General features: G+C 70.4%; 17 protein-coding genes, 1 tRNA gene and 1 riboswitch. Of the genes, 14 read left to right on the forward strand and 4 right to left on the reverse strand.

All coding sequences use genetic code 11. The features are described 5' to 3' along the window. Positions 1–99: 99 nt before the first annotated feature. From ACK8N7_RS22310 to ACK8N7_RS22360, 11 genes are all read left to right on the forward strand, one after another. Positions 100–756 carry a SurA N-terminal domain-containing protein gene (locus ACK8N7_RS22310; protein WP_403212424.1) on the forward strand — a complete coding sequence of 219 codons (657 nt, stop codon included), beginning with the start codon at positions 100–102 and terminating at the stop codon, positions 754–756. Between the two features lie 74 nt (positions 757–830). Next, positions 831–1,844 (forward strand): nucleoside triphosphate pyrophosphohydrolase, encoded by a 1,014-nt coding sequence (locus ACK8N7_RS22315; protein WP_403212422.1) that lies wholly within the window; start codon positions 831–833, stop codon positions 1,842–1,844. Further along, positions 1,841–3,148 (forward strand): cytochrome P450 family protein, encoded by a 1,308-nt coding sequence (locus ACK8N7_RS22320; RefSeq protein WP_403212420.1) that lies wholly within the window; start codon positions 1,841–1,843, stop codon positions 3,146–3,148. The genes ACK8N7_RS22315 and ACK8N7_RS22320 overlap by 4 nt, the downstream gene beginning before the upstream one ends. Before the next feature lie 194 nt (positions 3,149–3,342). Continuing rightward, the gene (locus ACK8N7_RS22325) at positions 3,343–4,374 is read left to right on the forward strand and encodes a transglycosylase family protein (protein WP_403212418.1); all 1,032 of its coding nucleotides are present in this window, start codon (positions 3,343–3,345) and stop codon (positions 4,372–4,374) included. Positions 4,375–4,665: 291 nt separating this feature from the next. Continuing rightward, positions 4,666–4,854: riboswitch (cyclic di-AMP (ydaO/yuaA leader) on the forward strand. 5 nt (positions 4,855–4,859) lie between these two features. Beyond that, entirely contained in the window at positions 4,860–5,573 is a 714-nt protein-coding gene (locus ACK8N7_RS22330; RefSeq protein WP_500443884.1) for a transglycosylase family protein, read from the forward strand. A gap of 314 nt (positions 5,574–5,887) precedes the next feature. After that, positions 5,888–7,168, forward strand: a complete 1,281-nt coding sequence (gene eno / locus ACK8N7_RS22335; protein WP_015609004.1) for a phosphopyruvate hydratase — start codon at positions 5,888–5,890, stop codon at positions 7,166–7,168. A 93-nt stretch (positions 7,169–7,261) separates the two neighbouring features. Beyond that, positions 7,262–7,732: an FtsB family cell division protein gene (locus ACK8N7_RS22340; RefSeq protein ID WP_403212414.1), complete on the forward strand. Its 471-nt coding sequence runs from the start codon at positions 7,262–7,264 to the stop codon at positions 7,730–7,732. Positions 7,733–7,794: 62 nt separating this feature from the next. Further along, positions 7,795–8,409 carry a DUF501 domain-containing protein gene (locus tag ACK8N7_RS22345; protein WP_500443886.1) on the forward strand — a complete coding sequence of 205 codons (615 nt, stop codon included), beginning with the start codon at positions 7,795–7,797 and terminating at the stop codon, positions 8,407–8,409. After that, entirely contained in the window at positions 8,406–9,347 is a 942-nt protein-coding gene (locus ACK8N7_RS22350) for a Ppx/GppA phosphatase family protein (RefSeq protein WP_500443888.1), read from the forward strand. The genes ACK8N7_RS22345 and ACK8N7_RS22350 overlap by 4 nt, the downstream gene beginning before the upstream one ends. Before the next feature lie 444 nt (positions 9,348–9,791). After that, complete coding sequence (locus tag ACK8N7_RS22355; protein ID WP_403212408.1) at positions 9,792–11,180, forward strand: NAD(P)/FAD-dependent oxidoreductase; 1,389 nt, start codon at positions 9,792–9,794, stop codon at positions 11,178–11,180. Positions 11,181–11,476: 296 nt separating this feature from the next. Then, positions 11,477–12,781, forward strand: coding sequence for a class I SAM-dependent methyltransferase (locus ACK8N7_RS22360; protein ID WP_403212406.1), 1,305 nt, complete (start codon positions 11,477–11,479; stop codon positions 12,779–12,781). 137 nt (positions 12,782–12,918) lie between these two features. On the opposite strand, the gene ACK8N7_RS22365 is transcribed toward ACK8N7_RS22360, so the two are convergent. Then, positions 12,919–15,453, reverse strand: a complete 2,535-nt coding sequence (locus ACK8N7_RS22365) for an ABC transporter permease (protein ID WP_403212404.1) — start codon at positions 15,451–15,453, stop codon at positions 12,919–12,921. A 94-nt stretch (positions 15,454–15,547) separates the two neighbouring features. After that, the gene (locus tag ACK8N7_RS22370) at positions 15,548–16,318 is read right to left on the reverse strand and encodes an ABC transporter ATP-binding protein (protein WP_015608997.1); all 771 of its coding nucleotides are present in this window, start codon (positions 16,316–16,318) and stop codon (positions 15,548–15,550) included. A gap of 554 nt (positions 16,319–16,872) precedes the next feature. On the opposite strand from ACK8N7_RS22370, the gene ACK8N7_RS22375 reads away from it, so the two are divergent. Continuing rightward, positions 16,873–16,958: transfer RNA gene (locus ACK8N7_RS22375), tRNA-Leu, on the forward strand. Positions 16,959–17,156: 198 nt separating this feature from the next. After that, positions 17,157–18,041 (forward strand): Bax inhibitor-1/YccA family protein, encoded by an 885-nt coding sequence (locus ACK8N7_RS22380; RefSeq protein ID WP_031124267.1) that lies wholly within the window; start codon positions 17,157–17,159, stop codon positions 18,039–18,041. An 81-nt stretch (positions 18,042–18,122) separates the two neighbouring features. On the opposite strand, the gene ACK8N7_RS22385 is transcribed toward ACK8N7_RS22380, so the two are convergent. Beyond that, on the reverse strand, positions 18,123–18,353 hold the full coding sequence (locus ACK8N7_RS22385) for a DUF4287 domain-containing protein (protein ID WP_403212402.1): 231 nt from the start codon (positions 18,351–18,353) through the stop codon (positions 18,123–18,125). A 170-nt stretch (positions 18,354–18,523) separates the two neighbouring features. Between ACK8N7_RS22385 and ACK8N7_RS22390 the strand changes: the two genes are divergently transcribed. After that, positions 18,524–18,841, forward strand: a complete 318-nt coding sequence (locus tag ACK8N7_RS22390; RefSeq protein WP_403212400.1) for a hypothetical protein — start codon at positions 18,524–18,526, stop codon at positions 18,839–18,841. Positions 18,842–18,879: 38 nt separating this feature from the next. Here the strand turns inward: ACK8N7_RS22390 and ACK8N7_RS22395 are convergent, their stop codons facing one another. Beyond that, positions 18,880–19,743, reverse strand: a complete 864-nt coding sequence (locus ACK8N7_RS22395) for a hypothetical protein (RefSeq protein ID WP_457810831.1) — start codon at positions 19,741–19,743, stop codon at positions 18,880–18,882. Between the last annotated feature and the right edge of the window lie 226 nt (positions 19,744–19,969).

Here is a 19,969-nt window from a genome sequence, read left to right on the forward strand (position 1 = left end):
ATCGTTGGTCGAATCAGTGGCACCGATCACATCCACTGCCTACCATCGATCACCGCAAGGCTTGTGCACCGATGCACAAACTCTCCACGGGAGGCTCCTTTGCACCGCCGTCGTCGCACCGCGCTCGCCGTCACCGCCGCAACCCTGCTCGCGGCACCACTCCTCGCCGCCTGCGGCAACGAGGCCCACCCCGGTGCCGCGGCCGTCGTGGGCGGCGAGCGGATCGAGGTCTCGGCGGTCCAGGCCCAGGCTGCCGACGTCCGCACCGCCCAGGAGAGCTCTCCCGAGGCGGCCCAGCTGGTCAACAAGTCGGGCCAGCTCAACCGCGCCAAGCTGCACGGGCTGATCTTCGGCCGGATCCTGGACAAGGCCGCCGAGGACGCCGGGGTCACCGTCAGCCGCAAGGAGATCCAGGAGGCCCGGACCGCCAGCCGCGCCCAGGCGGGCGGCGAGGAGCAGCTGCGGGCGATGATGCTCCAGCAGCGCTGGGTCGCCCCCGACCAGATCGACGGCGACATGCGCCAGGAGGCGCTGCTGCCGAAGCTCGCCAAGGCGCTCGGCGGGGACCTCGGCACCCCGGCCGGACAGCAGGTCGTCGGCGAGGCGCTGACCAAGGCGTCGAAGCAGCTGAAGATCGACGTCAACCCGCGCTTCGGGGCCTGGGACGACCAGAAGATGCAGCTCGGCAACTACAAGGCGCCGTGGATCACCCAGGTCACCGAGTTCGCCCCGCAGGAGCCGGAGGCGGGCGCCTGAGCCGCGTCCGGGCCGGGCGCCGCCCGGCACCTGCCGGGGGCCTGACCTGGAGGTGAGGCGGGTAGGTTCGCCGGGTGAACGCTGAAGCCCCCGGCACGCCCACTGCCACCCCCGGCCGTATCGTCCTGCTCACCGCCAGCCACCGGGTCGCGCCCGGCCTGCTGTCCTGGCCGGCATGGCAGACGCTGCACGCCGCCGACCAGGTCCTCACCGCCGACCCGGACCACCCGCAACTGCCTTACCTGCGCGAGGCGGGCGTCCGCGTCGAGCACGCGGCGCCCTCCGCCGACGAACTGGTGGCCGCCTGCGCGGGTGACCGCACGGTTGTGGTCCTGGTCGGCGGCGAGGGCGACAGCCGCCTGACCGACGGCCTGGCCCGGCTCGGCGGCTCCGGTCGGGTCTCCATGCCGGACCTGGAGCTGCTCCCCGGCTCGTACGACCTGCCCGGCGCCCGCCTCCTGGACCTGGTCCAGGTGATGGACCGGATCCGCCGCGAGTGCCCCTGGACCTCGCGGAAGACGCACAAGGGCCTCGCCAAGTACGCCATCGAGGAGGCGTACGAACTGGTCGAGGCGATCGAGGACGGCGACCGGACCGAACTGCGCGAGGAACTGGGCGACGTACTCCTCCAGGTCGTCTTCCACGCGCGCATCGCGGAGGAGGACCCCGAGGAGCCGTTCGCCATCGACGACGTGGCGGGCGGCCTGGTCGAGAAGCTGATCCACCGCCACCCGCACGTCTTCGGCGACGAGAGCGCCGAGACCCCGGAGGACGTCCACGCGCACTGGCTGCGCACCAAGGCGATCGAGAAGCAGCGCACATCGGTCACCGAGGGCGTCCCCCTCGGCCAGCCCGGCCTGGCCCTCGCCGCGAAACTGGGAAGCCGCGCCCGCACGGCCGGACTCGACGTCCCCCTCCCCACCGGCGACACCATCGGCTACGAGCTCCTCGCCCTCGCCGTCACCGCCGAGGCGAACGGCACCGACCCGGAGGCCGCCCTCCGCGCGGCGGCCCGTGCGTACAGGGACGCGATCGTGGCGGCGGAGGGCGGGGGGCCCGCCACCCCGCCCGATACCGTCAAGGAGTGACCGACACCCCCGCCTGCCCCCACCACACCCCCGCCACCACCGAAGAGGCGCCCCAACTCTTCACCTGGGAGTTCGCCACCGACCCCTACCCCGCCTACGCCTGGCTCCGCGAGCACAGCCCCGTGCACCGCACCGCGCTGCCCAGCGGGGTCGAGGCCTGGCTCGTGACCCGGTACGGGGATGCCAAGCAGGCGCTCGCCGACGCGCGGCTCTCCAAGAACCCGGCCAACCACGCCGGGTCCGCGGCCGCCAAGGGGAAGACCGGGATCCCGGGGGAGCGCAAGGCGGAGCTGATGACGCATCTGCTCAACATCGATCCGCCGGACCACACCCGGCTGCGCCGGCTCGTCTCCAAGGCGTTCACCCCGCGCCGGGTCGCGGAGTTCGCGCCGCGTGTGCAGGAGCTGACGGACCGGCTCATCGACCGGTTCATCGAGGACGGGGAGGCCGACCTGATCCACGACTTCGCCTTTCCGCTCCCCATCTACGCCATCTGCGACCTGCTCGGCGTCCCGCCCGAGGACCAGGACGACTTCCGGGACTGGGCGGGCATGATGATCCGCCACGGCGGCGGGCCGCGTGGCGGGGTGGCCCGGTCGGTGAAGAAGATGCGCGGCTATCTCGCCGAACTCATCCACCGTAAAAGGGAGAATCCGGGCGACGACCTGATCTCCGGGCTGATCCGGGCCAGCGACCACGGCGAGCACCTCACGGAGAACGAGGCCGCGGCGATGGCGTTCATCCTGCTGTTCGCCGGGTTCGAGACGACGGTGAACCTCATCGGCAACGGTACGTACGCCCTGCTGCGCCACCCCGAACAGCGCGCCCGGCTGGAGGCGTCCCTGGAGGCGGGGGAGAGCGCGCTGCTGGCCACGGGGATCGAGGAACTGCTCCGGTTCGACGGCCCGGTGGAGCTCGCGACCTGGCGGTACGCCACCGAGGCGCTGACCCTCGGCGGGCAGGAGATCGCGGCCGGGGACCCGGTGCTGGTGGTGCTGGCGGCGGCCGACCGGGATCCGGGCCGGTTCGCGGACCCGGACGCGCTCGACCTGTCACGGAGTGACAATCAGCACCTCGGATACGGTCACGGAATCCACTACTGCCTGGGAGCGCCGCTGGCCCGGCTGGAGGGCCAGGCCGCGGTGGCGACGCTGCTGAGACGCCTTCCTGGCCTACGACTTGCCGGAGAATCCGCCGATTTGCGCTGGCGGGGCGGACTCATCATGCGCGGACTGCGCACTCTGCCGGTGGAGTTCGAGCCGGGACGCCGCCTCGAAGAAAGTGACACGCTGTCACCTCTGTGACTTTCACGTGATCTGCGCTGCATCGACTTGTGACATACGTTCGAGTCCCGCTAGGTTCACGGTTCGACGCGTCGGCCACGGTTAAACCTTGGCCCACCAGTCACTTGCTCAACAGCTTCACGCTCAGCAGATTCACGCTCAACAGTTTCACGCTTCTCAGTTCCTGCTTGTCAGTCGCACGGAAGGCAAACCCCATGGGCTCCGCGAACGGCAGACACCGCCGCCCTCGTCAGGCACCCGCCATCGTCGTCGCCGCAGGCGTGACCGGATCGGCCATCGCCATTCCGTTCCTCGGCGCGGCGGGCGCACACGCAGCCGACGCCACCACCTGGGACCGGGTCGCGGAGTGCGAGAGCGGCGGCATGTGGAGTGCCGACCTCGGCAACGGCTACTACGGCGGGCTCCAGTTCTCGCAGGAGACCTGGTCCGCGTACGGCGGCACCGCCTTCGCGGAGCGCGCCGACCTCGCCAGCCGTTCCCAGCAGATATCCGTCGCCGAGAAGGTCCTGGACGACAAGGGGCCGCAGGCGTGGCCGAGCTGCGCGGTGATCTCCGGCCTCGCGGTGGACGGCAGCCTGCCCGGTGTCGACCCCGGTACCGCACCCTCCGCCGAGCCCACCGAGGACGCGACGACCGCCCCGGCGGGCGAAGCGGATGAAAAGGGTGAAGCGGGGAGTTCCGGCAATACGGGCTCATCCGGCAAGACGGATAGGACCGGCAAGGGTGAGAAGGGTGAGAAGGGGGACGGCAGCGACACGCTCGACCCCTCGGCGAAGCCCTCCGCGCCCCCGGCCGCCGGAAAGACCGGAACTCCCGGGTCTCCTGACGGCTCGCAGCCCTCCGCCTCCGCCCCCGACGCCTCGGAGGGCGCCGACGGCACCGGCGGCAAGCACCGGGGCGCTCCCGCGCCCGAGGAGACCGGCGCGGTGGGCCGGAACGGCGACCCCCGTGAGTCCGGCCGGCACGCCTCGCGGGGCGAGGGTGACGTGCGGGACGGCGGTGCGGTCGTCGACGACGGCTACACCGTGCAGCCCGGCGACAACCTCTGGGCGATTGCTGACGCACAGAAACTTCCCCAGGGCTGGACCGGCCTGTACGAGGCCAACAGGGACCTCCTGGGCTCCGACCCGGATCTGATCCTGCCCGGGCAGAGCCTGGATCTGGGGCTGGAGCAGGCCGGCCAGGAAGGCGCCCAGGAGGGTGCCGAGGTGCCTGCCGCCAGCTGATCAAAAGCGGGAAAACACCCCAAAATCGCGGGTAGTTCAGAGGCCTATGTCCACTTATGCGTAAGTGAGACATGGGTCTCTTTGCTTCAACTGGCGTGTTGCGTCCGCCTGCTCGCCGCAGATCCCCTCCGACCTGCGGAAACGATCCATCGGGGTAGGCAAGTAAGCGTCGATTGGGCCAGTATGTCCATCTTTGAATGTCGGGGTTGCCTGTGTTTACGGTCGGAACCGCTCGCACCGCGGGCCCCGTCGACCGTCACGCCGAATCCTGCCGTCGGTCGAAGGGAACAGACGCGTAAAGCGCCGTAGGCAGGAGCGGGGGACCCAGGTAGGCCGCCGGGTCCGTACAGCCCCTTCGAAGGACGAAGAACGGGGACGTACGGGAACGGCTTGGGGTGAAGTCGCGTGCAATTCGCGCGACCGGGCAACTCATCAGCCCGAACCCGACAGCTCACCTCGTAGGCGTCGGTGAGGAGATTCGTTCCATGCTGCTTAACAGCAAGGGCAAGCACCGCCGCCCCTCGAAGACCGTCCGTCTCGCCACCCTGGCGGGTGTCGCCGGTGCCGCCGTCGCCGTCCCGCTGATGGGCGCGACCAACGCTTCCGCCGCCTCCGTCGAGACCTGGGACGCCGTCGCCCAGTGTGAGTCCGGCGGCAACTGGTCCATCAACACCGGCAACGGCTACTACGGCGGGCTGCAGTTCTCGCAGTCGAGCTGGGCCGCCGCCGGCGGTACGCAGTACGCCTCCCGCGCCGACCTGGCCTCCAAGGACCAGCAGATCGCCGCCGCCGAGAAGCTCCTCGACCTCCAGGGCCCGGGCGCCTGGGCCTGCGCCGGTGCCGGCGGCCTCACCAATGACGGCGTGGACCCGGGTGTGAACACCGGCTCCGGCCAGTCCGAGAGCAAGCCCGAGCAGGCGCAGCCCGAGCGCAAGGCCGAGCAGCCCACCACGCGCAGCGAGCAGCGCACCGCCCCGGCCGCCCCCAAGGCCGAGTCCAAGAAGACCGTCACCACCCCGACCGGTGAGAAGGTCCAGAAGGGCGACGGCGAGTACAAGGTCAAGGCCGGCGACACCCTGAGCAAGATCGCTCAGAAGGAAGACGTCAAGGGCGGCTGGAGCAAGCTCTTCAAGCTCAACGACGACATCGTCAAGGACGCGGACCTGATCTTCCCGGGCCAGCAGCTCCACCTGAAGTAACAGCCGGCTCTCCTCCCCGGAGGGAGGGGGTCCGGCGGCACCCTCCCTCGCACGGCTCCCCGGCCCGGCGCGCTCTCCCCCCGTGCGCGCCGGGCCGGGGTCTTTCGTTCACCTCTTGTCGTCATCGGGTCCGCGCCGCTTGTTACTGCCCAGTAGATTTCTAGAGATTTGTCCCGTCATGCAGGCCCTTGGGTCCTTTTTCGTCCCAGGAGACGGGCGGTCGGCCGACTGACGCGGCCGGGCCGGTTAGGCTCGTGTCGCAAGGCCACAGTGACCCTGCACAACCAGCGTCATATCCCAGAAGGAGATGCCTCGTGCCGTCCATCGACGTCGTCGTAGCCAGGGAAATCCTCGACTCCCGGGGCAACCCCACGGTCGAGGTCGAGGTTGGCCTCGACGACGGCAGCACGGGCCGTGCTGCAGTACCGTCCGGCGCCTCCACCGGTGCGTTCGAGGCCGTCGAGCTTCGCGACGGTGACCCCAACCGCTACCACGGCAAGGGCGTCGAAAAGGCCGTCCTCGCCGTCATCGAGCAGATCGGCCCGGAGCTCGTCGGGTACGACGCCACCGAGCAGCGCCTCATCGACCAGGCGATGTTCGACCTCGACGCCACCGAGAACAAGGCCTCGCTCGGCGCGAACGCCATCCTCGGTGTCTCGCTCGCCGTCGCCCACGCCGCCTCCGAGGCGTCCGACCTGCCGCTCTTCCGCTACCTCGGCGGCCCGAACGCGCACCTGCTGCCCGTTCCGATGATGAACATCCTGAACGGCGGCTCGCACGCCGACTCCAACGTGGACATCCAGGAGTTCATGATCGCCCCGATCGGCGCGGAGTCCTTCTCCGAGGCCCTGCGCTGGGGCGCGGAGGTCTACCACACGCTGAAGAAGGTCCTCAAGACCAAGGGCCTGTCCACCGGTCTCGGCGACGAGGGCGGCTTCGCCCCGAACCTGGACTCCAACCGCGCCGCCCTGGACCTCATCGTCGAGGCCATCAAGGAGGCCGGTTACGTCCCCGGCCGCGACATCGCGCTCGCGCTCGACGTTGCCGCGTCCGAGTTCTACAAGGACGGCGTCTACGAGTTCGAGGGCAAGTCCCGCTCGGCCGCCGAGATGACCGAGTACTACGAGGAGCTCGTCTCCGCGTACCCGCTGGTCTCCATCGAGGACCCGCTGTACGAGGACGACTGGGCCGGCTGGAAGGTCATCACCGACCGCATCGGCGCCAAGGTGCAGATCGTCGGCGACGACCTCTTCGTCACCAACCCGGAGCGGCTGGCCCGCGGCATCGAGGAGGGCTCCGCCAACGCCCTGCTCGTCAAGGTCAACCAGATCGGTTCGCTGACCGAGACCCTGGACGCCGTCGAGCTGGCCCAGCGCAACGGCTTCAAGTGCATGATGTCGCACCGCTCCGGCGAGACCGAGGACGTCACCATCGCCGACCTCGCCGTCGCCGTGAACTGCGGCCAGATCAAGACCGGCGCCCCGGCCCGCTCGGACCGCGTCGCCAAGTACAACCAGCTGCTGCGCATCGAGGAGATCCTCGACGACGCCGCGGTGTACGCGGGCCGCTCCGCCTTCCCGCGCTTCAAGGGCTGACCCGTAGCCCCAAGACGGTAGCCTCCGCCCGTCCCCGCACCCGGTCCCGTACCGTGTGCGGGGACGGACGTGCGTAACGGGGAGGCGGGAGACATGGCCGGGAAGGACCGCGACCGGTTCTCCACCGCGACCAGGCTGCGACTGCTCGGCGAGCAGACCGCCGCCCGCGTGTACCGCTCCCAGAACCGCCGCCAGGCCCGCCGCTCCCGGCTCACCGGCCGGGCCGCCTTCCTGGCGCTGGTGGTCTGCTCCCTGGTGGTGGCGCTCGCCTACCCGATGCGGCAGTACGTCTCCCAGCGCGACGAGATCGCCGAGCAGGAGCGGCTCTCGCTCCAGGCGGAGCAGCGCACCGAGGAGCTGCGGGACGAGAAGGCGCGGCTCCAGGACGACGCGTACATCATGCGTCTGGCCCGCCAGCACCTCCATTACGTACTCCCCGGCGAGACCGGCTACACGGTGGCCGACCCCGACGCGGAGCAGGACCGCCGCGGGGATCCGGGTGCCGGCCACCGTCCCTGGCACGCGAACGTCTGGGACGGCGTGGACAGCGCCGACCGCGACTGACGTCCCTACTTCCCCTCCGAGACTTCCCCCCCGACGAGCTTCCGAGCAGAACCAAGGCAGGCATGGAAACGCCCCCTCCGCAGACCGAGTCCACCAAGCCCACCGACGCGGACATCGCCGCGTTCGAGCAGCAGCTCGGCCGCCCGCCGCGCGGGCTGCGCGCCATCGCGCACCGCTGCCCGTGCGGCAACCCGGACGTGGTGGAGACCCAGCCCCGTCTGGAGGACGGCACGCCGTTCCCGACGACGTACTACCTGACCTGCCCCCGGGCGGCCTCGGCGATCGGCACGCTGGAGGCGAACGGGGTCATGAAGGAGATGACGGCCCGTCTGGAGACCGACCCGGAGCTGGCCGCCGCCTACCGGGCCGCGCACGAGGACTACATCACCCGCCGCGACGCCATCGAGGTCCTGGAGGGCTTCCCGAGCGCCGGCGGCATGCCGGACCGGGTGAAGTGCCTGCACGTCCTGGTCGGCCACTCGCTCGCCGCCGGGCCCGGGGTGAACCCGCTGGGCGACGAGGCCATCGCGATGCTGCCGGAGTGGTGGGCCAAGGGCGCGTGCGTCACGCCGTGCACACCGCCGGGCGAGGACGACGGCTGGACGGTGGACGAGGGCGACGGCGGCCACTTCGCCTTCCGCCCGGCCGACGGCCCCGCCGACGGGAAGAGCGCATGACCCGGGTCGCCGCGGTCGACTGCGGTACGAACTCGATCCGGCTCCTCGTCGCCGACGCGGACCCCGCCACCGGCTCCTTCACCGAGCTGGACCGGCGGATGACGATCGTCCGCCTCGGCCAGGGCGTCGACCGGACCGGCCGGCTCGCCCCCGAGGCGCTGGAGCGGACGTTCGCGGCCTGCCGCGAGTACGCCGCGGTGATCGAGGAGCTGGGCGCCGAACGCGTCCGCTTCGTCGCCACCTCCGCCTCCCGCGACGCCGAGAACAGCGAGGAGTTCGTCTCCGGTGTCCGGGACATCCTGGGCGTCGAGCCCGAGGTGATCACCGGTGACCAGGAGGCGCAGCTCTCCTTCGACGGGGCCACCAAGGAGCTGACCGGCAGCGACCACCTGGCGAAGCCGTATCTGGTCGTCGACATCGGCGGCGGCTCCACCGAGTTCGTCCTCGGCTCGGACCGGGTCGAGGCGGCCCGGTCCGTGGACATCGGCTGCGTACGGATGACCGAGCGCCACCTGGTGGCGGACGGGGCCGTCGTGGACCCGCCCACCCACGAGCGGGTCGCCGCGATCCGCGCGGACATCGACGCCGCGCTCGACCTCGCCGCCGGGAGCGTGCAGCTCACCGGGGCCGGCACGCTCGTCGGCCTGGCGGGCACGGTCACCACGATCGCCGGGATCGCGCTGGAGCTGGAGGAGTACGACTCCGGGGCCATCCACCACTCCCGGGTCTCCCGCGGCCAGGTCCGCGCGATCACCGAGCACCTCCTCCAGTCGACCCACGAGGAACGCGCCGCGATCCCCGTGATGCACCCGGGCCGGGTCGACGTGATCGCGGCGGGCGCCCTCGTGCTGCTCGCCGTGATGGAGCGGACGGGCGCGCACGAGGTCGTCGTGAGCGAGCACGACATCCTGGACGGCATCGCCTGGAGCGCCGCGTAGGGAGCGGCGGGCGGCCCCGCGCCGCCCGCTCAACCGCAGTGTCACCTGCACCTTTGAGCCGCCACACGGCCCTGGTGGGCCGCTCGGGGGACCCTTGCGGGGACACGCCGCCACGAAGTTCGTGAACTTCTTCACAAGGAATTCGGCCCTGTTGGGCGAAGTTCGGGCCCGCAAGGGCCGTCCGGGCCATATGCGGGGCATCACGGAAGGCGTACGGGGGCGTTCCGGGGGCGTTGCGTACGTATGAAGCGGGGTGCCGATGCGGCGCTCCTGGAGGGCCAAGGGCCAGCTCACAGGCGGTCGGGAACGTTTCCCGGGGTGTTGCGGTTCCCCTGCGGGGTCATGACCTGGGTCACGTGGGCGGCGAAGTGTAGCAGAGGGTGGGTGAATCCTTGTGAAGGGGCTCACGAGCACCCCCCTGGGGCGAGGTGGATACTCGATGGCATGAGCACCACGGAGCGTCCCAGGATCCTCGTTGTAGGCGGTGGGTACGTAGGCCTGTACGCAGCTCGTCGCATTCTGAAGAAGATGCGATACGGAGAGGCGACCGTCACGGTCGTCGACCCGCGGTCGTACATGACGTACCAGCCCTTCCTCCCCGAAGCTGCCGCAGGCAGCATCTCGCCTCGGCATGTCGTCGTCCCGCTGCGACGCGTGCTGCCCAAGGCTGAGGTTCTCACCGGTCGTGTCACGACCATCGACCAGGACCGCAAGGTCGCCACGGTCGCGCCGCTCGTCGGCGAGGCCTACGAGCTGCCCTTCGACTACCTGGTCATCGCGATGGGCGCGGTCTCCCGTACCTTCCCGATCCCCGGCCTCGCCGAGCAGGGCATCGGCATGAAGGGCATCGAGGAGGCCATCGGCCTGCGCAACCACGTCCTGGAGCAGCTGGACAAGGCTGACTCCACGACCGATGAGGACGTCCGCCGCAAGGCGCTCACGTTCGTCTTCGTGGGCGGCGGCTTCGCCGGTGCGGAGACCATCGGCGAGGTCGAGGACATGGCCCGCGACGCGGCGAAGTACTACACCAACGTGAAGCGCGAGGACATGCGCTTCATCCTGGTCGACGCCGCCGACAAGATCCTTCCCGAGGTCGGCCCGAAGCTGGGCGCCTACGGCAAGGAGCACCTGGAGAGCCGCGGCGTGGAGGTCTACCTCTCCACCTCCATGGACTCCTGCGTCGACGGTCACGTGGTGCTCAAGAACGGCCTGGAGGTCGACTCCAGCACCATCGTGTGGACCGCCGGTGTGAAGCCGAACCCGGCGCTCGCCCGCTTCGGCCTGCCGCTCGGCCCCCGCGGCCACGTGGACACCTCCGAGAAGCTCCAGGTGCAGGGCACCGACTACATCTGGGCCGCGGGCGACAACGCCCAGGTCCCGGACATGGTCGGCCGCCGCGCAGGCAACCCGAACGCCTGGTGCCCGCCCAACGCCCAGCACGCGCTGCGTCAGGCGAAGGTCCTCGGCGACAACGTGATCTCCGGCATGCGGGGCTTCCCGCAGAAGGAGTACAGCCACGCCAACAAGGGTGCGGTCGCCGGTCTCGGCCTGCACAAGGGCGTCGCGATGATCGTCATGGGCAAGGTGAAGATCAAGCTCAAGGGCCGTCTCGCCTGGTACATGCACCGTGGCTACCACGGCATGGCGATGCCGACCTGGAACCGTAAGATCCGGATCTTCGCCGACTGGACGCTCGCGGTCTTCCTCAAGCGCGAGGTCGTCTCGCTCGGCGCCATGGAGACGCCGCGCGAGGAGTTCTACGAGGCCGCCAAGCCGGCCCCGGCTCCGGCCGTCGCCGCCAAGTCGGAGGGCGAGAAGGCCAAGGCCTCCTGACCCCCGCATGAAGGACGCTCCAGCCGAGCGGCCTGTACGACGCCCGAAGGGGCCGTCCGCCATCCGTGGTGCGGACGGCCCCTTCGGCGTATCCGCCGCAGGGCGGATCACGGCCCCCCGGGCACGCCTTTTGCCCTTTCGTTGCCCGGTAGCGGGATGACGGAGCGTGCGGAGAGAGTTGACGGAGAAGTACCTCGTCGTGGCACCGAGACGTGCGACGACGGGATCATGAGCACGTACATATGCATTGGGCTTGTTGTGTTTGTCGGGGAAACACCACCACGGAGGTGTGCGCCATGGCACGCGCCGCATCGCGGCTCACCGCTCTCGCGGAAGAATTGCTCTCGGAACCCCTACGGGTCCGCATCCGGGCCTGGGACGGCAGCGAATCGGGTCCGCCCGGCGCCCCCGTCCTCGTGATCCGCCACCGCCGCGCCCTGCGCAGACTCCTGTGGAAGCCCGGCGAACTGGGCCTGGCCCGCGCCTGGGTGTCCGGTGAGATCGACGTCGAAGGCGATCTGTACGAGGCGCTCGACCGGATCGCCGGGCTCCTGTGGGACCGGGGCGCCGACGCCAAGGACACCGTCCACCCGGTCCGTGACCCCGCCGTCCGCGCCTTCGCCCGCGGCCTCCTCCAGCTGGCCGGCCCCTGGCCGCCGCCCGCCCCGCCCGTCGAGGAGGTCCGCCGCCGCAGTGGTCCGCTGCACACCAAGCGGCGCGACAAGGAGGCCATCAGCCACCACTACGACGTGGGCAACGACTTCTACGCCCTGGTCCTCGGCCCGTCCATGGTCTACTCCTGCGCCTACTGGGAGGACGGCTCCACCCTGGAGGACGCCCAGCGCGACAAGCTCGACCTGGTCTGCCGCAAGCTCGCCCTGAAGGAGGGCGACCGCCTTCTGGACGTCGGCTGCGGCTGGGGCTCGATGGCCATCCACGCTGCCCGTGAGTACGGGGCGCAGGTCACCGGCATCACCCTCTCCCAGGAGCAGGCCACCCACGCCCGCAAGCGCATCGCCGAGGAGGGGCTGACCGACCGGATCGAGATCAGGGTCCAGGACTACCGGGACGTCCGCGACGGACCGTACGACGCGATCTCCTCGATCGGGATGGCCGAGCACGTCGGCTCGGTCCGCTACCGCGAGTACGCCGACGACCTCTTCGCCCTCCTGAAGCCCGGCGGACGCCTGCTGAACCACCAGATCGCCCGCCGCCCGGAGAAGAACGAGGACGCCTACCGCATCGACGCGTTCATCGACTCCTACGTCTTCCCCGACGGTGAACTCGCCCCCCTCGGCCGCACCCTGGCCACGCTGGAGGAGGCCGGGTTCGAGGCCCGGGACGTCGAGGCGATCCGTGAGCACTACGCGCTGACCCTGCGCCGCTGGGTGGCCAACCTGGAGCGCCACTGGGAGCAGGCGGTACGCGCCACCTCCCCGGGCCGGGCCAGGGTCTGGCGGCTGTACATGGCCGCCTCCGCGCTCTCCTTCGAGCACAACAAGATCGGCGTCAACCAGATCCTCGCGGTGCGCCCGCTGGAGGGCGGAGGCTCCCGGCTGCCGCTGCGAACCCGTGCCTGGACGGAGCAGGCGGGCGGCTGACCCGTACGCGCGAGCCGTATCCGTACGGGACGGGAGCCGTATCCGTAAGGCAACGGGCGAGGGGCCGGTGCTCCGCTCTGCAGCGGTGCACCGGCCCCTCGTCGTCCCTTGCCCCGTCCCGGTCTCCCGGGCCCCGGTTACTCGGTCTTGATCGCCGTCAGCATGTTGAGCTTCGCGGCGCTGCGGGCGGGCCACAGCGAGGCGAGGACGCCCACCAGTCCGGCCAGGGCCAGGAAGAGCGCGAGGCGGTCCCACGGGATGACCAGGGCGTAGCCGGGGATGTCGGCGGACAGGGTCCGGCCGATCGCCCAGCCGAGGAAGACGCCGAGGCCGACCCCGATCACCGCGCCGAATACCGAGATGACGACGGCCTCCAGGCGGATCATCCGCTTGACGCGGCCCCGGTCGAGACCGATCGCCCGCAGCATGCCGATCTCCTGCTGGCGCTCGAACACCGACATCGCGAGGGTGTTGACGACCCCGAGGACGGCGATCAGCAGGGCCATGGCGAGCAGCCCGTACATGATGTTCAGCGCGGTGTTGATGAAGCCGCCGAACATGTCACGGATGTCCTGCCGGTCCATGACGCTCATCGCCGGGTTGTCGCCGAGCGCGTCCACGATGGCCTGCTCGTTGGCCTTGCTCGCGCCGCCGTCCGCCTTGATCCAGATCTCGCGGATCTCGGGGCGGGTGGTGGAGCTGTGCTGGTCGGCGAGGGCCTTCGGCACCACGAAGGGCGAGAGGAACTCGTTCTCCTCGTAGAGGGCGCCGATGGTCAGCTCGCCCTTCTTGTCGTCGTCGAACTTCACCGGGAGGGTGTCGCCGGTCTTCCAGCCGTTGGACTTCGCGGTCTTGGAGCCGACGGCCACCTGGCCGTCGTTCAGCGTGCCCAGCGAACCGGAGACCGTCTTCAGGGAGAAGACCTTCTCCACATCGCCCGGGGTGACGCCGGAGGCGGAGTGGTACTCCCCGTCGACCTCGAACCAGGCCGCCTGCTGCGGGGAGAGCGCGGAGACGCCGTCCGCCTTCGACAGGGCGGTGAGCGCCGACTCGTCCAGCGAGTCGCCACTGGCCATCGAGACCATGTAGTCGGCCTTGATGTTGTCCGTGGTCATCTTGTCGATGGCCTGGCCGAGAGTGACGCCGAGCACCGAGATGCCGGTGACCAGGGTCAGCCCGATCGCCAGGGCGGAGGCGGTGGCTCCGGTACGCCGGGGGTTGCGGACCGCGTTCTGCGAGGCCAGCTTCCCGGAGACGCCGAACAGCTTGCTCAGCGACGGCCGCACCAGGGCGATGACCGGGCGGGAGAGCAGCGGGATCAGGATGATGATGCCGATCAGGGCGAAGAAGGCGCCGGCCGCGACCAGGTACCGGCCGTTCACCCCGCCGGTCGCCGCGCCGCCGACGATGCCCACCGCACCCAGCAGGGCGATGAAGCCGCCGATGGAGTTCCGTACGACGAGGGACTTGACGGAGGCGGTGGCGTGCACGCTGCTCATCGCCGCGACCGGGGCGATCTTCGCGGCCCGGCGGGAGGGCAGCCAGGCGGCCAGCACGGTGATCAGGATGCCGACGGCGAAGGCGGAGCCGACAGCGGTGGGCGAGACGATCAGCGGTCCGGCCGGGATCTTGCCGCCCAGGAGGCTCATCCCGGAGCGCAGGCCGGTGGCGAGGCCGAGGCCGACGGCGAAGCCGATGACGGAGGCGAGCGTTCCGACGACGCCGGCCTCGATCAGCACGGAGCGCTTGACCTGGCGGCGGGAGGCGCCGATTGCCCGCATCAGGGCCAGCTCGCGGGTGCGCTGGGCGACCAGCATCGTGAAGGTGTTGGCGATGAGGAAGATGCCGACGAACAGGGCGATGCCCGCGAAGACCAGCAGGATGGTGTTGAGGCCGGTGAGACCGCTCTCGATCTGCTTCGCCTGCTCGTCCGCGAGGGCCTTGCCGGTCTGCGCGGTGGCCTCCTCCGGCAGCAGCGGAACGATCTCGTCCAGCAGCTTGCCATCGGAGGCGCCCGCGGCGGCGGTCACGGTGGCGTCCTGGAAGACACCGGGCTTCAGGTAGAGCTTCTGGGCGGTCGCGGTGTCGAAGAGCACCAGGCTGCCGCCCGCGTTGACCGCGCCGTCCTCGGTGGTGAAGACACCGGAGAGGGTGTACTCCTTCACCGGGCCGTTGGTGGCGACCCGCACCGGGTCGCCGACGCGGTACTTGCCCTTGGACGCGGTGTCCTTGTCGAGCGCGATCTGCCCGTTCTTCACCGGGCCGCCGCCCTGGGTGAAGTCGTACGCGGTGTCCTTGCCGTCCTTGCCGGGGGCGAAGTTGGCGCCGGTGTTGGACCAGCCGTTGCCGATCAGCTTGCCGTCGGGGTCGGCGACCCCGGCGAAGCCGTTGACCCGGCCGGTGGCGGAGGCCACGCCGTCCAGGCCGCGGATCTTCTCCAGGGTGGCCTCGTCGAGGCCGGGGGTCTTCTCGTCACGCCCGCCGGCGTGGGTCTGCACGGCGACGGCGACGTCGTCGTAGCTCTTGGCGGACTGGTTGCGGAAGGCGTTGCCGAGGGTGTCGGTGAAGACGAGGGTGCCGGAGACGAACGCTACGCCGAGCATGACGGCGAGCACGGTCATCAGCAGCCTGGCCTTGTGCGCGAGCACATTGCGCAGGGCGGTACGGAACATGTCTGTGTGTCCTGGGATGGGTTCCGGAGGGGGGACGGGGACGCGCGGGGTGCGGCGGCCGGGGTGCGGCAGGCGTACGGGGCCGCCGCGGGCGTCAGCTGGTGCGGCCCTTCGCGTCGAACGCCTTCATCCGGTCGAGGACCCCGTCGGCGGTCGGGTGCATCATCTGGTCGACGACCGCACCGTCCGCGAGGAAGATCACCCGGTCCGCGTAGGAGGCGGCCACCGGGTCGTGCGTCACCATCACCACGGTCTGGCCCAGCTCGCGCACCGAGTTCCGCAGGAAGCCGAGGACCTCGGCGCCGGAGCGGGAGTCCAGGTTCCCGGTCGGCTCGTCACCGAAGATGATCTCGGGCTGCGAGGCCAGGGCGCGGGCCACGGCGACCCGCTGCTGCTGGCCGCCGGAGAGCTCGGTGGGGCGGTGCTTCAGCCGGTCCGCGAGCCCCACCATGGAGATGACCTTCTGGAGCCACGCGGCGTCGGGCTTACGGCCCGCGATGTCCATCGGCAGGGTGATGTTCTCCAGCGCGGTGAGCGTCGGCAGCAGGTTGAAGGCCTGGAAGATGAAGCCGATCTTGTCCCGTCGCAACTGCGTGAGCTGCTTGTCCTTCAGCGTGGACAGCTCGGTGTCGCCGATGCGCACCGAACCGCTGCTGAAGCTGTCGAGACCGGCCACGCAGTGCATCAGCGTCGACTTGCCGGAGCCCGAGGGGCCCATGATCGCGGTGAACTCGCCCTGCGGGAAGTCCACGGTCACCCGGTCCAGGGCGACGACCTGGGTCTCACCCTCGCCGTAGACCTTCGACAGCTCCGTGGCGCGGGCGGCCACCGCGGTGGCGCGGTGAACGGTGGGAGTGGTGGTCACAGGGACGCTCCTGGTTCGGGTGATGCGGATGCATACGGGGGTGACACGGCCCGCGCTGACGGCGGTGCCTTGGGGACTACTCCATCGTCACGTCCCGATGGCGCTGAGTCGTCACTCCCTGGCCCCGTTCCCGTGGCCCTCTTGAGTCGCATCACAGGGGCGGAGACGTCCTCCTCGGGTATGACACCGACCCTGACGCTTCATCCGAGGGGCAGCCCGGTGACACAGAGTGATCACCGTTCTCCGGCCCGCGAAGGTGCCCGCGGAGGCGGAATGCCGGCCTCCCCCGACGCCCCGGACCCCGAGGGTGGCGCACCCCCTGGCGAAGCCTGGCGCGCACCTGGCGCATTGGGCCGTACGGGTGCGGCGACTTTCCGTCAATCCCACAGGGCATCCGGTCTGCCGGTATCCGGTGCGGGCGCGTGGTGAGGCCGCGCGTATGTGCTGACGGTCCCTCAAGCGGTCTATAAAATAGGACAACATCGCGCCACTGTTCCGCTGATCGGGGGACGCCCCCGGATAGGGTCAGTTGCCAACGCGGAGCCGCGCGGCACGCCCGGATGGTGGAACGTAGACACGGCGAGCTTAAACCTCGCTGCCCCTCGGGGGCGTGCCGGTTCGAGTCCGGCTCCGGGCACCACGCAGCACACGGAGCGTGACCCGGACAGCCCTCCCTGTAGCCCCCGCGTCGGCAGGCCCCCGGGCCCGGCCACCGGCAGGGTTCAACCGGCCCGTACCGGCGGCGGTGAGAAAGATCCTCCCCTGGCACTAGGGTGGTTCTTTTGCCTACCCATTACTCTTGTCGCAAGGCCGCGCAGTGTGGCCATGGAGGAGTGAGATGAGGAGCAGCAACCCGGTCTTCTCGCGACGGGGGTTCAGCCGCGACAACGGCCACGCGGGCTTCAACGCGGCGCCGCAGGCCGGGGCCGCCGCGACGGGGGCCAACCCGTTCGCGCAGGGCACCGCCGCAAACCCGTACGCCACCAACCCTTACGCCCAGCAGGGCACCCAGCCCGGCGCCCCGGCGCCCGCGCGCACCGACGCGATGACCATCGACGACGTGGTGACGCGTACGGCGATGACGCTCGGCACCGTGATCGTGGCCGCCGCCATCGCCTGGTGGGTCCTGCCGGTCGACCAGGCGAACCTGGGCACCGCCTACGGCGTCGCCATCGGTGCCGCGATCATCGGCTTCGTGCTGTCGCTGGTGAACTCGTTCAAGCGCCGGCCCTCGCCACCGCTGATCCTTACCTACGCGGCGTTCGAGGGTGTCTTCCTCGGCATCGTCAGCAACATCGTCAGTGTCTACGTCGCCCCCGGCGCCGCGATGCAGGCGGTGCTCGGCACGATGGCGGTCTTCGCCGGTGTGCTGATCGCCTACCGCACCGGTCTGATCCGGGTCACGCGCCGTTTCTACGGCTTCGTGATGGCCGCCGCCATCGGCTTCATGCTGCTGATGATGGTGAACCTGCTGTTCGCCGTCTTCGGCGGCGGTGACGGCCTCGGCTTCCGCAGCGGCGCCCTCGGTGTCGTCTTCGGCATCGTGGCCATCGTGATCGGCGCGTGCATCCTCGCCCTCAACTTCAAGCAGGTCGAGGACGGCATCGCGTACGGCGCCCCGCGCGAGGAGGCGTGGCTGGCCGCCTTCGGCCTCACCGTGACCCTGGTGTGGATCTACATCGAGATGCTGCGCCTGGTCGCCATCCTCAGTGGTGACGACTGACCGGCGCCGAATCGGTGAGTACGTCGGGACGGCCCGCAGGCTTCACGCCTGCGGGCCGTCCCGTTTTGTGGCCCTGCGCGGTCACAACAGCTTGCGTGCGGCCCGCCTGAGGTCGTACTCGTGGATGATCGCCTTGGCGTGGCCGTAGGCGAGTTCGTGCTCGCCGCGAAGCCAGCTCACCTTCTCCTCGAAGCGGACGAGGGAGGGTCCTTCATCGACGGTCCGGATCCAGTCGGCGATCTCACGACCGGTGCATTGAGGGATTCGGGAGAGCAGGTTGCGGTGGGTTTCTTCGGAGAAGACATGGGACATCGGCGCCTCCGACGCAGTGCGCGTTGCTGTTCCTTCCCGACACCGTGCCTGAGCGTTCGCCCGTTGGCAACCATGCGGGGAGGGGCGCTCGGGGGCGCGGGGCGAGCGAGGGGCGGGCGCGGGGAAGGGGGCGTGGCAGTCGGGCGGGACGGGCGCGTAGGGTCGGGCCCGTGCTCGATACGACGCCTCTGATCCTGGCCGTGGACCGATTCGCCGGCCGGCTGCGCTCCGCCCCGCAGAGCCGCCTCCAGCGCGGTGCGGCCGCCGAAGCCCTGGCCGCCGCCCGCGAACTTGCCGTACGGGCCCAGCGCTTCGAGAACCCCGGGGCGGAGCCCCGGGTGCTGCCGGACGCCGGGATGTTCGCCGTGGGCGACCAACTCGCCGTCGCCGGGAGGGATCTGGCCGTCGCACTGGTAACGGCCCCGTCCGGAGAGCTGGACGAGGCCGTGCGGTACGTCGAGGAAGCGTCGGCGCGGGCTTTCGCGTAGCCGGGCCCGCGCCCGGGGGTGTCTGCGGTGCAGGAGGCTCAGAACGAGGCGATGACGCGGTCCGCCAGGATGTAGACGTTGTCCTCGCCGCAGGAGAAGGTCAGCGCGTAGGCGCCGGAGACGCCCGAACCGCCCAGCAGCACCGGCTGCCGGCCCGCCCGCAGCGCGTCCGCGAGCCGCTCGGCCGTCTCGCGGTGGCCGGGGGTCATACAGAGCGTGGTGCCGTCGGCGAAGACGTACACATCGAGCGTGCCCAGCGGTCCCGGCCGCACGTCGGTCAGCTCGGTGGCCAGCTCGGCCAGCTCTTCCAGACGGCTCACGGTGCGCTCGTGGTCGGTGACCACCGGTGTCTGTACGGGGACGAAGTCCGGGTGCGAGGGGTGGCGGCGGCGCGCCGCGGCCAGCTCGGGGGAGTCCTCGGGGTGGTCCGCGATCTCCGGAAGGTCCATGAACTCACCGGCGAAGTCGGCGGCCTCGTGCTCCGCGAGCGTCCGCTCGCTCAGCTCCGCCAGCTCCTCCATCGCCTCCGCCGCTTCGAGGTCCAGCGACTCCAGACCGGCGAAGTCGGCCTGGCGCGGCAGGTAGAACGGGGCGTCCTCGCCGAGCATGGGCAGCCCGCCCAGCAGGGAAGGGGCGTCCGCCGCGTCGCGGGCCTCCTGGGCGGCCCAGAAGGCGCGCGCCTCGGCCAGCTCGCGCTCGCGCTCCTCGGCCAGAGCCTCGGCCACGGCCGCGCGTATCTCCTCGGCGGGGGTGGCGGTACTACGGCTCTGCGGTGGCACCGACGCACCGAGAGCGCGGCCCTCGGCCAGCTCCGTGCGCAGGGCCGCGACCTGCTTGCGCAGCCCGTGAGCGGCATGCAGCGCGGCGGCGCCGACGGCCGTGGCAGCGGCGGTGGTCAGCAACAGGGCAAATGACATGGCGCTCACTGACAACTCCCGGTTTCAATCGATACCCCCGACTTCCTACATCAGCTTGGCCTGTACCCGTACCGCCTGTCAGTGCATTACGTCACGAAATGGACAGGTCTTTCGGTCCTAGGTTTACCCCCATATCTGCTGTGAGCTGGGAAAACACCTCTCCCCCGGGACGCAGATCACATCCTGGGGGAGATTCGGTCACGGTCGGGGC

Origin of the sequence: Streptomyces griseobrunneus (assembly GCF_046713465.1) — a bacterium.
Taxonomy (GTDB): Bacteria; Actinomycetota; Actinomycetes; order Streptomycetales; family Streptomycetaceae; genus Streptomyces; species Streptomyces microflavus.

What these genes read in the sequence shown, in the direction of transcription:
- ACK8N7_RS22325 (WP_403212418.1), top strand. Translation starts at nt 3,343, where the DNA reads ATGGGCTCCGCGAACGGCAGACACCGCCGCCCTCGTCAGGCACCCGCC.
- ACK8N7_RS22330 (WP_500443884.1), top strand. Translation starts at nt 4,860, where the DNA reads ATGCTGCTTAACAGCAAGGGCAAGCACCGCCGCCCCTCGAAGACCGTC.
- ACK8N7_RS22340 (WP_403212414.1), top strand. Translation starts at nt 7,262, where the DNA reads ATGGCCGGGAAGGACCGCGACCGGTTCTCCACCGCGACCAGGCTGCGA.
- ACK8N7_RS22345 (WP_500443886.1), top strand. Translation starts at nt 7,795, where the DNA reads ATGGAAACGCCCCCTCCGCAGACCGAGTCCACCAAGCCCACCGACGCG.
- ACK8N7_RS22350 (WP_500443888.1), top strand. Translation starts at nt 8,406, where the DNA reads ATGACCCGGGTCGCCGCGGTCGACTGCGGTACGAACTCGATCCGGCTC.
- ACK8N7_RS22355 (WP_403212408.1), top strand. Translation starts at nt 9,792, where the DNA reads ATGAGCACCACGGAGCGTCCCAGGATCCTCGTTGTAGGCGGTGGGTAC.
- ACK8N7_RS22360 (WP_403212406.1), top strand. Translation starts at nt 11,477, where the DNA reads ATGGCACGCGCCGCATCGCGGCTCACCGCTCTCGCGGAAGAATTGCTC.
- ACK8N7_RS22365 (WP_403212404.1), bottom strand. Translation starts at nt 15,453, where the DNA reads ATGTTCCGTACCGCCCTGCGCAATGTGCTCGCGCACAAGGCCAGGCTG.
- ACK8N7_RS22380 (WP_031124267.1), top strand. Translation starts at nt 17,157, where the DNA reads ATGAGGAGCAGCAACCCGGTCTTCTCGCGACGGGGGTTCAGCCGCGAC.
- ACK8N7_RS22385 (WP_403212402.1), bottom strand. Translation starts at nt 18,353, where the DNA reads ATGTCCCATGTCTTCTCCGAAGAAACCCACCGCAACCTGCTCTCCCGA.